The sequence below is a fragment of the Corynebacterium sp. LaCa117 genome, from assembly GCF_046717765.1.
Classification (GTDB): Bacteria; Actinomycetota; Actinomycetes; order Mycobacteriales; family Mycobacteriaceae; genus Corynebacterium; species Corynebacterium kefirresidentii.
This window is the reverse complement of sequence record NZ_CP177102.1, coordinates 2199633-2212425: the sequence shown is the minus strand read 5'-3', so window position 1 is coordinate 2212425 and position 12793 is coordinate 2199633. Positions and strand designations below refer to the sequence as shown.

The window sequence follows — 12793 nt, the reverse complement described above, 5'->3', positions numbered from 1 at the left end:
ATAAACGCCGTGGTAGAAGTACATACTCCTAGTATCACCAATCTTGACGATCACAATGAGCAGGAGCCCCGCGAAGAATGCGGCGTCTATGGCGTTTGGGCTCCTGGGGAGGAAGTCTCCAAGCTAACCTACTTTGGGCTCTTCGCCCTGCAACACCGCGGCCAGGAGGCCGCTGGCATTGCAGTGGGCGATGATGACCGTATCGTCGTCTTCAAAGACATGGGCTTGGTGGCCAATATCTTTGATGAATCCACCTTGTCTGCCCTCCAAGGAAACGTAGCGGTGGGCCACACGCGCTATTCCACCGCCGGCGGCAAGGAATGGTCCAACGTGCAGCCCATGTTTTCTACCTCTTCCACCGGGGTAGACATTGCCCTTGGGCACAACGGCAATCTGGTCAACTACCTGGAGCTGCGCGAGGAGGCCGTGCAACGCGACCTCATTAAGCCGCACGAGGAGTCCGTTTCTGACTCCATGTGCTTGTCCATGCTGCTTGCCGATGGCGTGGATGAAGACACCTCCGTCTTTGACTCCGCCCGCGATCTGCTCCCGCGCGTTAAGGGCGCTTTCTGCCTGACCTTTACCGATGGCCACACTATGTATGCCGCCCGCGACCCGCACGGTGTGCGCCCGCTTGTCCTTGGTCGCTTGGCTAAGGGCTGGGTCGTGGCCTCCGAAACCTGTGCGCTCGATATCTGCGGCGCCCAGTTCATCCGCGAGATTGAGCCTGGTGAACTCGTCGCCATCGATGAGGCTGGCATCCGCTCCGTAAACTTCGCGCCGGCCAAGCGGCATGGCTGTGTCTTCGAATACGTCTACCTGGCTCGTCCGGATAGCGATATCAAGGGGCGCTCCGTGAATGCCTCCCGTGTGGACATCGGGCGCCGCCTGGCCCGCGAGTACCCGGCCGAGGGCGCGGACCTCGTCATCCCGGTTCCCGAATCCGGTAATCCAGCCGCCGTGGGCTATGCCCGCGAATCGGGAATCACCTTCGCCCACGGTTTGGTTAAAAACGCCTACGTGGGCCGCACCTTCATCCAGCCGACTCAGACCCTGCGCCAGCTGGGCATCCGCTTGAAGCTCAACCCGCTGCGCGAGGTCATTAACGGCAAGAAGCTGGTCGTGGTGGATGATTCCATCGTGCGCGGAAATACCCAGCGCGCTCTCATCCGCATGCTGCGCGAGGCCGGTGCCGCCGAGGTGCACGTGCGCATCGCCTCCCCACCGGTGAAGTGGCCGTGCTTCTACGGCATCGACTTCGCTTCCCCAGGTGAGCTGATTGCTAATGCCAGCCCTTCCGACGATCCGGAAACCGTCTGCGCCACCATCTGTGACACCATCGGCGCCGATTCCCTGGGCTTTGTCTCCGTTGAGGAGATGGTGGCCGCCACCGAGCAGCCCCGGTCCGAGCTGTGCACCGCCTGCTTCACGGGCGAGTACCCGCTCGGCCTGCCCGCCGGAAACCCCAATGCAGACGCCGTGCGCACCCTGCTCGGCACCGAATAACAAAGGACTTTTGAAACCATGAGTGACAATACCTACGCCGCAGCCGGCGTCAGCATCGAAGAGGGCGACCGCGCCGTTGAGCTTTTCGCCCCGCACGCCAAGCGGGCCACCCGCCCGGAGGTCCTAGGCGGCTTGGGCGGCTTTGCCGGCCTGTTTAAGCTCGGCGATTATAAGGAGCCCATCTTGGCCGCGGGTTCCGATGGCGTTGGCACCAAGCTGGCCGTGGCCCAGGCCATGGACAAGCACGACACCATCGGCATCGACTTGGTCGCCATGTGCGTCGATGATCTCGTCGTCTGCGGCGCGGAGCCGCTTTTCTTGCAGGACTATATTGCCGTGGGCAAGGTCGTGCCGGAAAAGGTGGCCGAGGTAGTCAAGGGCATCGCCGAGGGGTGTGTGCAGGCCGGTGCCGCGCTATTGGGCGGCGAGACCGCCGAACACCCCGGCATGATGGAAGAAAATGAATACGATGTTTCCGCCACCGCGGTAGGCGTCGTGGAGGCTGATGGCGTGCTCGGCCCCGATAAGGTCCGTGATGGCGACGTGCTCATCGCCATGGGGTCTTCCGGCTTGCACTCCAATGGCTACTCTTTGGCCCGCCACGTCCTTTTGGAGCAGGCTGGCATGCCTCTCGACGGCCACGTGGAGGAACTCGGCCGTCCCCTCGGAGAGGAACTGCTGGAGCCTACCCGCATCTACGCCAAGGACTGCCTGGCTTTGGCCAGTGAGTGCTCTGTATCCACCTTCTGCCACGTCACCGGCGGTGGGCTGGCCGGCAACCTTGAGCGCGTCATCCCGGAAGGCCTAGCCGCCGATATTAACCGCGCTTCGTGGACCCCGGGTCAGATTTTCAAGCTCATTTCCTCAGTGGGCAAGGTGGAGCTGGCTGAGATGGAGAAGACCTTCAATATGGGCGTGGGCATGATTGCCGTGGTCAACCCTGAAGACCGCGACCGCGCCCTAGCAATGCTTACCGCGCGCCACATCGATGCCTGGGAGTTGGGCACCGTTCGCTCCGCGTCTGGCGAAGAGCCGCGCGTGCTCATGCACGGCGAGCACCCAAATTTCTAAAAGTGCCTTGCCCCGCCAGGGGAGGGCATGAGGAAGGGCCCTAGGAAATCCTAGGGCCCTTGAACTATCCAGCGGCGAGCGGAAGATTAGCGTTCGTCGCGGTCGTCATCCCATTCATCGACGTAGTCGGCGTATGGGTCATCCTCTTCATAATCGCGGGAGTCACCCTCTTGCTGTGCGGCGAGTTCCCGTTGTAGGGACTCGATATCCATCTCGGGTGAGTTGTACTTGAGCTGGCGTGCAACTTTGGTCTGCTTTGCCTTTGCGCGTCCGCGTCCCATGTGCATGACCCCCTTGGGTTAGTAGGGCGCGCCAGGGATTCTTGGGCGCCCCATCGACTTGTCTATTGAGTATCTTCCTGTAAGACACAATAGCCTGTGTGACGAAAAAATTCCGCACCGCCCCCTAGCTAGTGGGAGATCTAACGTCCGCGCAGCCGGTTTACCGCCTCACGTCCGGCCTTGGGGCCCTCATCTTCGGGGATGGAAGAAGGATCAATTGAAGCCGCCGTATCGCCCACCTCTAGGGTGCCGGCGTCCAGCGCAGAGCGCTTCACGAGGCCTAGAGCAATGGGGCCAAAATCGCAGTCATCCACGATCGTGCCGATGCGGCCTACCTTACGTCCATTGAAAGTAATGTCATCGCCCACATTCGGCCGTTGCGGGGCTGAGCCGTCGAGGTGTAGCTGCACCAATAGGCGAGGAGAGCGGCCGAGGTTTTCCACGCGCGCTACCGTTTCCTGACCGCGGTAACAGCCCTTATTGAGGTGGACGTGGGCCGGATTATCTGCGCTACGGCTAATCCACTGCGGTACCTCGTGGGGGATGGATTTATTATCTAGATCCGCTGCCAGCTCCGGCTCACGGGCCCGCACACGCTCGGCGGTAAACGCCATAAGCCCGGCCAGTCGCGCGCCGGATTCCTCCAAGAACTTCGTTGCCTCAACCAAGGATTCGCGCGGAACTCCCAGGTCAACGCGATTGATTCCGGTCCACTGAACCTGGCGGGAAAACTCCACCATGGGTGGGGGCGCAATATCGGTCTCACCCAGGAGAGTGAGGATGGCGATATCGGCTTCCTCTACGGTGACCTCGGACCAAAAGACCATCATGGTGAGGAACTTGAAAAGGGAGTCGAATTGGGCCGCAGGGACGTCGATAAGAAAGGCGTCTTCGGTGCGGACGATATCCATGTGGTGGAGGATATGTCCTTGGATGTCTAGGTCAAGGGCACCGGCGCTAAAGCCCACGGGGGCGGTATCCAGCTTTTGCGAAAGCAAATTATTAAGAAACTCGGCGGCGTCCTTGCCGCTGACACGGATGACGCGGCGTTGGGAGCGGTCGATGACTATGGTGCCGCCATCGGCAGCCCGTTGCTCACCCAGTGGATTGCCATAGTGCCAGGCCACGCCTTGGGCATCGAGTACGGTTGCGTCCTGGTGCTCCGCGGCACCGGTGCGTTGCAGAAGAGGCGAAGAATAACTCACAACTACCGATGGTAGGGCATAATCAAAGGTATGAAGTTCTCGCCGCGAAAAGAGCCGGTCATCTACGTTGTGGAGCCCTTTGGAGGGTCGGTACGCAGGCACATGCCCACGCTGCCTCTCGTCTATGCGGATGATGCCGCGGTCACCCGCGGCGATGGCATCTTTGAGTCCTTGCTCGTACGTGGAGGAAAAGCCGCTAACCTGCAGCGGCACGCGCAACGCTTCTGCGATTCGGCGCGCACCATGAATCTGCCGGAACCACCTATAGAGAAGTGGGAAGAAGCCACGCGCCTTGCAATTGCGGATTTCTGCGGGGAAGAGACAGGGGATGCTAAATGCACCTGGACCTATACCCGCGGGCGCGCCTCTACGGGAAGGCCGAGCGCCTGGGTCGTGGTTCAACCCATCGAGGAAAGGGTCCTAGAACAGCGCGCGCACGGCGTAGCCGTCATGACCAGCCCGCGCCTGTGGCACGTAGCTGAGGAATTACCCGCCAAGACGCTCAACTATGCGGCCACGATGGCGATGCTGCGCATGGCGCGAGATAAGGGCTTTGAGGATCTCATCCTCACCGATCCGGACACTGGAGAAATCCTCGAGGGCGCAACCTCGACCGTGGTGGCCGTCAAGGGAGAGAAACTGCGCACCGCCGCCGGCCGCGGCATCCTTCCCGGAACCACGCAGGCGGCCCTTTTCGCCCACGCCACTAAGGAGGGCTATCGCTGCAAAGCCAAGCCGCTGACCGTGGAGTATTTGGAAAAAGCAGACTCGGTATGGTTGGTGTCCTCGGTGCGCGTTGCCGCCCGGGTCACCCGGCTTAATGGCAAAAAATTAAAGGCCCCGGATAACGTGGACGTCATTCGAGACCTTATTGATAAAGCGCTGGGGGACTAGCCAGCGATACGGGTGAGCTCCGCGGACATGTAGGGACGCATCTCACCATCCACCATGCGCTCGTCTACCCAGCCCAGGTTGTTATTGGGCATCAGGCCGTACATGCGCTTGCCTGGCCCCAGGTTTTTCGGTCCGGTTTCGGTGACCATGGTGGAGGCGGACTCCAGCTGCCATGCGCGGTCATTGAACGGCTCGCCGTAGAAGATTTCCACAATGCCGTTTGAAGAGGTGTAAGTGACCTCGATTTCATCCTTTTCAGAAATGCGCCAGAAGCCGGTCTCGCGCACGGAGGGGCCTTCCGGCTTGCCCTCGGTATCAATCTTCCAGGTACGGGAGCTAAACGTGAGGTAATTCTCGCCATCGTGGGCGATGACCAGCTGCTGGCCAAAGGTATATTCCTGGCCCTGCGTATCGTGTGCCTGGCCCTCGCCTTGCCAGACGCCCACGAGGGGGAGCAGTCCTAGCAGGCCGTCGTGCAGCGATGGGCCCTGGCGCAGGTTGGCAGTATCGTCCGGTACCGGGGTATCGCCCAGCTCGAGAGTGGGGATATTGCGGCTAGCGGCGTCTTTCCACTGCTCGGCGGCTTGGTTTACAGCATCATTGCCGTTGAGCTTTCCCGGGTCATTTTCCGGGTGGGAAGTCGCGGTGGTTTCGATGTTTTCGGGAGTGGTTTCATTATTATTTTCGCTCATGGGCGTCCAGCCTAGTCGTGAACCCGCCTATTTAACTACTAGACTTGGGCCTCGTGCATGCATTGATGATCTCGAATCCCAACTCGACCTCACAAACCAACGCCCTTTTCCGCCAACTCGTTCCCTGCCTACAGGCGGTAGAAGGCCTGCGCCTCAAAGTGCAATTTACGCATTACCCCGGCCACGCCGAAGAGATGGTCAAGGGAATGACCAGGGATGACTATGACGTCATTATCGCTGTAGGCGGAGATGGGACCGTCAACGAGGTAGTCAACGGGCTCCTCGGCCCGGCCGATGGGCAGCGCCCCGACCCCCACTCCATCCCCGCGCTGGCCGTAATTCCTACCGGGTCTGCCAATGTTTTCGTGCGCGCTCTAGGTTTTCCCAACACTCCGGTGGAAGCCACTCACGTATTGGCGCGCATGCTGGAGCGCAACCTCCGTCGCACCATTTACCTGGGCACGTGGAACGATCGCTGGTTTGCCGTCAATGCTGGTTTCGGCTTGGATGCGGATGTTTTGGCACGCGTGGACCGGGCGCGCGAGCAAGGCTTTTCTGCCACTCCACTGCGCTATCTCAATGTTGCCATTCGGGCGTGGAGCCGCGCGCGGAAGAATCCACCGCATATTGCGGTTAAGGCCGAATCCAGCACCGGCGAGCAGCTGCGCAAAGACGATGTGCCGCTCATGTTTACCTCCAATACCAACCCGTGGACCTTCCTAGGCCCTCTGCCGGTTGTGACCAATCCGCGCAATTCTTTTGATGAGGGCCTTGCCCTTTTTGGCCTGGAGGAGTTTAGCGGACTTGGCGGCGTCGTCGGCCTGCTGCACCTCTTTGGTGCCGATAAACGTGGATGGCTCAATAAGCTCACCAAAGAAAAGACCGTGGCCTTCGACGATGCCATGCGCGTCGAACTGGTCTGCCGCGAACCGCAGCGCTTCCAGGCCGACGGGGAATCTGAGGGGCGCTTCGATGCCGTTACCTTAGCCTCCGTGAAGGAAGCCATCGAGGTATTCGCCCCGCAGGATAGGAGAGAAGTCCATAAGCGCACGATGAAGGAAGTGCTCCGGGACTTTATCCGCCTGCGCTAGCCTGCGGCGCAGGTCCCACCCGGTGCTTGGTGTCGGCGGCTTTCTTTTCTGCCTCTTCCACGGCCTTTTGCTCCGAGCCTTCAATCTCCAGAGGAGAGAGTTGGGCCAGCTGCACCTTGATATTGCGGCGCTGTATTTCGAAGGAGATGGTGCCGCCCTGCATTTTCACCGCGGTAGCCTGGGCCGGAAGCGGAAGCTGGCGAGTATCAAAGTTGAGGGAAAAGGCCTTTTGCAGGCGCTCGTCATCGGTGTCATAGACCTGCATGCGAAACTCCGGCCCGACTAAGCGGAGGGTGACTTTGGCGGTGGACTTGTGAGTATCGCCAGGCAGAGTGCCTGTCAGCTCAGCTTCCGCGGAGGTGCCACCGGAAGGGGAGATATCGTCTGGGTTGGCAATGGATAGATCGGTAATTCCCAGCAGGCGGCCCAACGCCACCCCGTCTAAGGAAATGCCGCGCGAGTAGGTAGAAACGGGCGCGCCCTCAATATCGCCGTTCATTACTTGTTCTGGGGTGACTGTAATATCGCGCAGTACGGTCGAAGCATTGACCATTCCCAGCTTGGGCACCTCCACGTCGAGCGCCTTGACCTCCAAATAGGGAATTTCCTTCGAGGCCGCAGCCCACACGTAGGGGGTGCCACCGATATAGACATCTGGCGTATTTTCCAGCCGTGAATTGGCTTTTACGGCCTGTGCCACCTTGTGTTCCGTGTGCATAGCCACGCAGGCATCCGCCACCCAGGCCGCAATGAGTACGCACACCACGAGGAGGATGTGTACGATGCGCCGGTCAATTCTTAGAACACTCACCCCTTCATTCTTACCCTACGTATTCTGGGGTCTATGACTAGCAATGCCTTTAGTATCACGGAAGAAAACCTGCCGGACTCCCCGGAGCTGGCGAGCCGCCTAGAAGAGCTTGCTGAGCAGGCCGAACGTGTGGATGGAATGGCGCCCCTTTCAGAGCAGTTCCTTAATGGCCTCACTGATTCCCGCCTGCAGCATCGCCACTTGGTGGCGTGGGTAGATAAGAAGCCGTGCGGCGTGGCTGGGCTGGATGGTTCCACCGCCGAGCTATTTATCGCCCCAGATTTCCGCGGACAGGGCTATGGGGCTTTGCTTTACGACGCCGCCGCGGAAACCCCCAATCTCCAGGCCTGGGCCCACGGGAACCTGCCGGCCGCACAGGCCCTGGCACACTCCCGAAGTCTGCAGGTCACCCGTAAGCTAGTGGTTATGGGTATTGGGGGAGAAGAGCTCGCTGCTGTCGCCCGTCCCGAGGACGTGCCTTTGACGGCGCTCAATTACTCCGAGTCGGTAGCAAAATGGAGGCAGGAGTTTGTGGAGGAGCAGTGGCTCAAGGCAAATAATGAGGCCTTTTCTTGGCATCCCGAGCAAGGTGGCTGGGATATAGATCGCCTGCATCGCGGTATGGAAGCGGACTGGTTTGACCCCGCTGACGTGCTCTTTCTATGGGATACCACGGGTGAGTCGGTCCTAGCCGGTTTTCACTGGACGAAGTGGCATGCGGAGGAAACCCCAGGGTTCGGAGAAGTCTACGTGGTGGGCTTGGCTTCGGACTATCGCGGCAAGAAATTGGGCGGACCGCTACTGCAGATTGGTCTGCGCCGAATGGTAGAAAAGGGAGCTCAGCGCGTAATTCTTTATGTGGAAGCGGATAATGAACCGGCGCTCAAGGCGTATGAGCGCCTAGGCTTTAAAGTTGATGAAGAACACGTTGTATGGGGCGCGTGTGATTAAAGTCATGGGGTGAGCCGTGTTTGTTCACTCAGAGTTCACCTCCTAGAACCCTTTTGGTCAGATCCTGCGGATAGCTTTACACCATGTGAGTTAACCGCACCTGTGCACCTGCATCCCGCCCCAGAAGGCGGAGCGGGATGCAGGAAATATCTCTCTAGGAGATGCGGTTTCCTCGGACAATCAATCTCTGATCTGCACCGGAAAGGGTTTTCCCGTGATTCGCAACTTCAAGCGCACTGCCGCAATCTTCGGCATCGTAGCCGCAACCTCTACCGCTCTCGTAGCTTGCTCTGAGGAGTCTGGCTCCTCCTCCGATTCCGCTGGCGGCGAAGACGTCTCCGGCGAGCTCGTCGGCGACGGCGCCTCCTCCCAGCAGAACGCAATGTCTTACTTCCAGACCGCGTTCTCTGAGGATCACCCAGACGCTTCCCTGTCCTACAACGCTTCCGGTTCCGGCGCCGGCGTTGAGGCCTTCACCAACGGCCAGGCTGACTTCGCTGGTTCTGACTCCGCCCTGAAGGAAGACGAGGGCGAGGTTGAGGCTGCCGCTAAGCGTTGCGACGGCAACGAGGCATGGCACCTGCCAACCACCATCGGCCCGGTTGCAATCGCCTACAACCTGGGTGACACCGAGATCAACCTTTCCACCAAGACCCTGGGCAAGATCTTCAAGGGTGAAATCAAGAAGTGGAACGACAAGGCTATCGCCGCTGACAACGAGGGCACCGACCTGCCGGACAAGGACATCACCGTCATCTTCCGTTCCGACGAGTCCGGTACCTCCGCAAACTTCCAGAAGTTCCTGAAGGCCGCTACGGGCGACTGGAACTCCGAGGGCAAGCAGTTCCCGGATTCTGTTGGTGAGGGCGCTAACGGTTCCTCCGGCGTTGCTGACCAGGTTGCAAGCATCGACGGTGCTATCACCTACGTCGAGGCTGGCTTCGCAGACCAGAAGGAAGGCGAGGGCGTTAAGAAGGCCAAGATTGACTTCGGCCACGGCCCAGTTGAGCTCTCCACCGAGTCCGTCAACAAGGCTCTGGAAAACCTGGAGTTCAAGAAGACCGACTCCGAGCACAACATGGTTGTTGACTCTGAGGCACTGTTCTCCTCCGATAACGAGGGTGCATACCCGCTCATCCTGACCACCTACAACATCGTCTGCTCCAAGGGCTACGATGAGGAGACCTCCAAGCTGGTCAAGTCCTTCTTCACCACCGTCCTGGATCACCAGGATGACCAGCTGGCTGAGCAGGGCTTCATCCCGGTTGAGGGTGCTCACCTGGACAAGCTGAAGGCTGCTGTTGACGCTTTGCAGTAAGCGCTAAAGCTGTAAAAGCTTAATACCTCCCGCCCCCACTGCCGCACACGATTCGCGCTTTGGGGGCGCAGGTATGTAACGATATTTTCCATTTTCAACGCTGAAAAGGATTAACAGTCTCATGGCAGACAATAATCTCACCACGGCTCCAGAGCAGGCGGACGCGAATATCACCGCTGCCGAGCGAGTCTCCACCAGCGGACACGAAGAGGTAGCTACCACCAGCTCCAATAGCGGCGTAAAGCGCCCAGGCGATCGTGTCTTTGAGTTCCTGTCCACTGCTTCGGCAACACTTATTACCGTCATGATTGCGGCTATTGCCGCCTTCCTGCTGTGGCGTGCAGTTCCCGCCCTGGGAGTCAATGACGGCGGTATCATGGGCTTCTTTACCTATGGTGGCCGCTGGGAGACCACCGATACTTCCGCGATGAAATTCGGTATCCCGACCATGTTCGGCACCACCGTCCTTATCTCCGTCTTCGCCCTCCTGCTGGCTATGCCGGTGGCCCTGGCCATTGCCATCTTCCTGTCCAACTACGCGCCTGCCCGCTTGGTCAAGCCACTCGGCTTCTTGGTGGACATGCTCGCTGCGGTCCCCTCCATTGTCTATGGTCTGTGGGGCTGGCAGGTCCTCGGTCCGGCCCTATCCGGCTTCTACTCCTGGATGGAGTCTTGGGCCGGTGGCTTCTTCCTCTTCCATGTCTTCGATAACTCGCCGTCTTTTGCAACTGGCCGCAACTTGTTCACTGGTGGCATCGTGCTCGCAGTGATGATTCTGCCGATCATCGCGGCTACCGCCCGCGAGGTCTTCGTGCAGACCCCTCCAGGCCAGGTGGAATCCGCCCTGGCGCTGGGCGCTACCCGTTGGGAAGTTATCCGCATGACCGTGCTGCCATTCGGCATGTCCGGCTATATCGCAGGCTCCATGCTCGGCTTGGGCCGTGCGCTGGGTGAGACCATGGCACTGTACATGGTCGTCTCCCCGCTGATTGACTTCCGCTTCTCGCTTTTCGATGGCGGCACGACCTTCGCCACGGCCATCGCCCTGGCATCCGCCGAGTTCGGTAACGAGATGCGCGCTGGTGCCTACATCGCCGCCGGCCTCATGCTGTTCTTGCTGACCTTCGTGGTCAATGCAATTGCCCGCGCCATCGTGAAGAAGAAGTAAGGAGGGGAGGATCAATGACTACGACAACTAATGCCAAGCCTGCCTCCCAAGGCGGCGCGACATTCCTGGACATCTCCGGTTCCCGCAAGATGGCCAATAACATCGCCACTGCAGTGGTCTGGGGCGCAATGATTTTGGCTATGGTCCCGCTGGTGTGGGTTCTGTGGGAACTCATCGCTCGCGGTAGTGGCGTAATCCTCAACCCTGAGTGGTGGACCGCCTCCCAGCGCGGCATCATGAATAGCTCGGCTGGCGGCGGTGCTGCCCACGCAATCGTGGGTACTTTCGTGCAAACCATTTTGGCTTCCGTCATCTCCATTCCTATCGGTATCTTCACCGCTATTTACCTGGTGGAGTACTCCAAGGGTGGATGGCTTGGCCGCGTCACCACCTTTATGGTGGACATCCTGTCTGGTGTGCCGTCCATTGTTGCGGCTCTGTTCATCTTCGCCATGTGGATCACCCTCTTCGGTTTCGGCCGCTCCGGCTTCGCCGTGGCGCTGTCCCTGGTACTGCTGATGATTCCGATTGTGGTGCGCAATACCGAAGAGATGCTGCGCGTGGTCCCAATGGACTTGCGTGAGGCGTCCTACGCGCTCGGTGTACCAAAGTGGAAGACCATCGCCCGTATCGTTCTGCCTACCGCCCTGTCCGGCATCGTCACCGGCATCATGCTGGCGATTGCCCGTGTGATGGGTGAGTCCTCGCCGGTTCTGGTCTTGGTTGGCTCCTCCTCCGTCATCAACTGGGACGCTTTCAAGGGATCTCAGTCCTCGCTCCCGTTGATGATGCTGGATATGTACAAGGCTGGCGCTCAGCCAGCTGTGCTGGACAAGCTCTGGGGTGCAGCTTTGACGCTGGTTATCCTCATCGCCGTCCTCAATATTGCGGCCCGCATCGTGTCCGCAAAGTTCTCGGTTAAGAAGTAAAACGCCGTAACACTCGATTCCGCCATACACTTGCTAGAGGAGAAACTCCCAAATGTCTAAGCTCGCGCTCAATGACGTGAACATTTTCTACGGCGACTTCCACGCCGTGCAGAACGTGAATATGCAGATCCCGGCCCAAGCCGTGACCGCATTCATCGGACCTTCCGGCTGCGGTAAGTCCACCGTGCTGCGCACCATCAACCGTATGCACGAGGTCATTCCCGGCGCCTCGGTGAAGGGTGAAATCCTGCTCGATGGCACCAATATCTACGGGCCAAAGGTCGACCCAGTATCCGTACGCAACACCATCGGCATGGTCTTCCAGAAGGCTAACCCGTTCCCCACGATGTCCATTGAGGACAACGTGGTGGCAGGCTTGAAGCTTTCCGGTGAGAAGAACAAGAAGAAGCTCAAGGAAGTCGCGGAGAAGTCCTTGCGCGGCGCCAACCTGTGGGACGAGGTCAAGGACCGCCTGGACAAGCCGGGCGGCGGCCTCTCCGGTGGTCAGCAGCAGCGTCTGTGCATCGCCCGTGCCATCGCCGTGGAGCCAGAGGTGCTGCTCATGGACGAGCCTTGTTCCGCCCTGGACCCGATTTCCACCCTCGCCGTGGAAGACCTTATCCACGAGCTGAAGGAGAACTTCACCATCGTCATCGTGACTCACAATATGCAGCAGGCAGCCCGTGTGTCTGATAAGACCGGCTTCTTCTCCCTGGAAGCAACCGGCAAGCCGGGCCACCTGGTGGAGTTCGATGACACCACCAAGATCTTCGAGAATCCTTCCCAGAAGGAGACCGAGGATTATATCTCTGGCCGCTTTGGCTAAAGAGTAGAGAGATTGTCCGAGAAAACAGGCCGGTTCATTCGAACCGGCCC

At 59.4% G+C, this 12793-nt stretch carries 13 protein-coding genes; 9 read left to right on the top strand and 4 right to left on the bottom strand.

The features are described from left to right. Positions 1–9: 9 nt before the first annotated feature. Together purF and purM are read left to right on the top strand one after the other, a co-directional pair. On the top strand, positions 10–1506 hold the full coding sequence (gene purF, locus ACLI1L_RS10795) for an amidophosphoribosyltransferase (RefSeq protein WP_411707527.1): 1497 nt from the start codon (positions 10–12) through the stop codon (positions 1504–1506). An 18-nt stretch (positions 1507–1524) separates the two neighbouring features. After that, positions 1525–2577 carry a phosphoribosylformylglycinamidine cyclo-ligase gene (gene purM, locus ACLI1L_RS10790; protein WP_023019867.1) on the top strand — a complete coding sequence of 351 codons (1053 nt, stop codon included), beginning with the start codon at positions 1525–1527 and terminating at the stop codon, positions 2575–2577. 86 nt (positions 2578–2663) lie between these two features. On the opposite strand, the gene ACLI1L_RS10785 is transcribed toward purM, so the two are convergent. After that, entirely contained in the window at positions 2664–2858 is a 195-nt protein-coding gene (locus tag ACLI1L_RS10785; protein ID WP_023019866.1) for a DUF3073 domain-containing protein, read from the bottom strand. 140 nt (positions 2859–2998) lie between these two features. Further along, complete coding sequence (locus tag ACLI1L_RS10780) at positions 2999–4063, bottom strand: YgfZ/GcvT domain-containing protein (RefSeq protein ID WP_411707526.1); 1065 nt, start codon at positions 4061–4063, stop codon at positions 2999–3001. Positions 4064–4093: 30 nt separating this feature from the next. Here ACLI1L_RS10780 and ACLI1L_RS10775 point away from each other — a divergent pair, with 30 nt between their 5' ends. Next, positions 4094–4957, top strand: a complete 864-nt coding sequence (locus ACLI1L_RS10775) for an aminodeoxychorismate lyase (RefSeq protein WP_411707525.1) — start codon at positions 4094–4096, stop codon at positions 4955–4957. Here ACLI1L_RS10775 and ACLI1L_RS10770 read toward each other — a convergent pair. Continuing rightward, on the bottom strand, positions 4954–5649 hold the full coding sequence (locus tag ACLI1L_RS10770; RefSeq protein WP_411707524.1) for an FABP family protein: 696 nt from the start codon (positions 5647–5649) through the stop codon (positions 4954–4956). The two genes, ACLI1L_RS10775 and ACLI1L_RS10770, sit on opposite strands and share 4 nt — an antisense overlap. A gap of 53 nt (positions 5650–5702) precedes the next feature. Between ACLI1L_RS10770 and ACLI1L_RS10765 the strand changes: the two genes are divergently transcribed. Next, positions 5703–6740 (top strand): diacylglycerol/lipid kinase family protein, encoded by a 1038-nt coding sequence (locus ACLI1L_RS10765; RefSeq protein WP_411707523.1) that lies wholly within the window; start codon positions 5703–5705, stop codon positions 6738–6740. Here the strand turns inward: ACLI1L_RS10765 and ACLI1L_RS10760 are convergent. Continuing rightward, positions 6724–7551, bottom strand: a complete 828-nt coding sequence (locus tag ACLI1L_RS10760; protein WP_049360042.1) for a DUF2993 domain-containing protein — start codon at positions 7549–7551, stop codon at positions 6724–6726. The two genes, ACLI1L_RS10765 and ACLI1L_RS10760, sit on opposite strands and share 17 nt — an antisense overlap. A gap of 33 nt (positions 7552–7584) precedes the next feature. Here ACLI1L_RS10760 and mshD point away from each other — a divergent pair, with 33 nt between their 5' ends. The 5 genes from mshD to pstB all read left to right on the top strand — a co-directional run bounded on the left by mshD (position 7585) and on the right by pstB (position 12743). Continuing rightward, entirely contained in the window at positions 7585–8502 is a 918-nt protein-coding gene (mshD, locus tag ACLI1L_RS10755; protein WP_411707522.1) for a mycothiol synthase, read from the top strand. A 214-nt stretch (positions 8503–8716) separates the two neighbouring features. Next, a complete protein-coding gene (gene pstS / locus ACLI1L_RS10750; protein WP_086588946.1) occupies positions 8717–9820 on the top strand; it encodes a phosphate ABC transporter substrate-binding protein PstS in 1104 nt (367 codons plus the stop codon). 121 nt (positions 9821–9941) lie between these two features. After that, complete coding sequence (pstC, locus tag ACLI1L_RS10745; protein ID WP_086588945.1) at positions 9942–10988, top strand: phosphate ABC transporter permease subunit PstC; 1047 nt, start codon at positions 9942–9944, stop codon at positions 10986–10988. A 14-nt stretch (positions 10989–11002) separates the two neighbouring features. After that, on the top strand, positions 11003–11917 hold the full coding sequence (gene pstA, locus ACLI1L_RS10740; protein ID WP_086588944.1) for a phosphate ABC transporter permease PstA: 915 nt from the start codon (positions 11003–11005) through the stop codon (positions 11915–11917). A gap of 52 nt (positions 11918–11969) precedes the next feature. Next, on the top strand, positions 11970–12743 hold the full coding sequence (gene pstB, locus ACLI1L_RS10735; RefSeq protein ID WP_023019857.1) for a phosphate ABC transporter ATP-binding protein PstB: 774 nt from the start codon (positions 11970–11972) through the stop codon (positions 12741–12743). The last annotated feature ends 50 nt before the right edge of the window (positions 12744–12793 follow it).

What these genes read in the sequence shown, in the direction of transcription:
- pstB (WP_023019857.1), top strand. Translation starts at nt 11,970, where the DNA reads ATGTCTAAGCTCGCGCTCAATGACGTGAACATTTTCTACGGCGACTTC.
- ACLI1L_RS10770 (WP_411707524.1), bottom strand. Translation starts at nt 5,649, where the DNA reads ATGAGCGAAAATAATAATGAAACCACTCCCGAAAACATCGAAACCACC.
- pstA (WP_086588944.1), top strand. Translation starts at nt 11,003, where the DNA reads ATGACTACGACAACTAATGCCAAGCCTGCCTCCCAAGGCGGCGCGACA.
- ACLI1L_RS10785 (WP_023019866.1), bottom strand. Translation starts at nt 2,858, where the DNA reads ATGGGACGCGGACGCGCAAAGGCAAAGCAGACCAAAGTTGCACGCCAG.
- purM (WP_023019867.1), top strand. Translation starts at nt 1,525, where the DNA reads ATGAGTGACAATACCTACGCCGCAGCCGGCGTCAGCATCGAAGAGGGC.
- pstC (WP_086588945.1), top strand. Translation starts at nt 9,942, where the DNA reads ATGGCAGACAATAATCTCACCACGGCTCCAGAGCAGGCGGACGCGAAT.
- ACLI1L_RS10775 (WP_411707525.1), top strand. Translation starts at nt 4,094, where the DNA reads ATGAAGTTCTCGCCGCGAAAAGAGCCGGTCATCTACGTTGTGGAGCCC.
- mshD (WP_411707522.1), top strand. Translation starts at nt 7,585, where the DNA reads ATGACTAGCAATGCCTTTAGTATCACGGAAGAAAACCTGCCGGACTCC.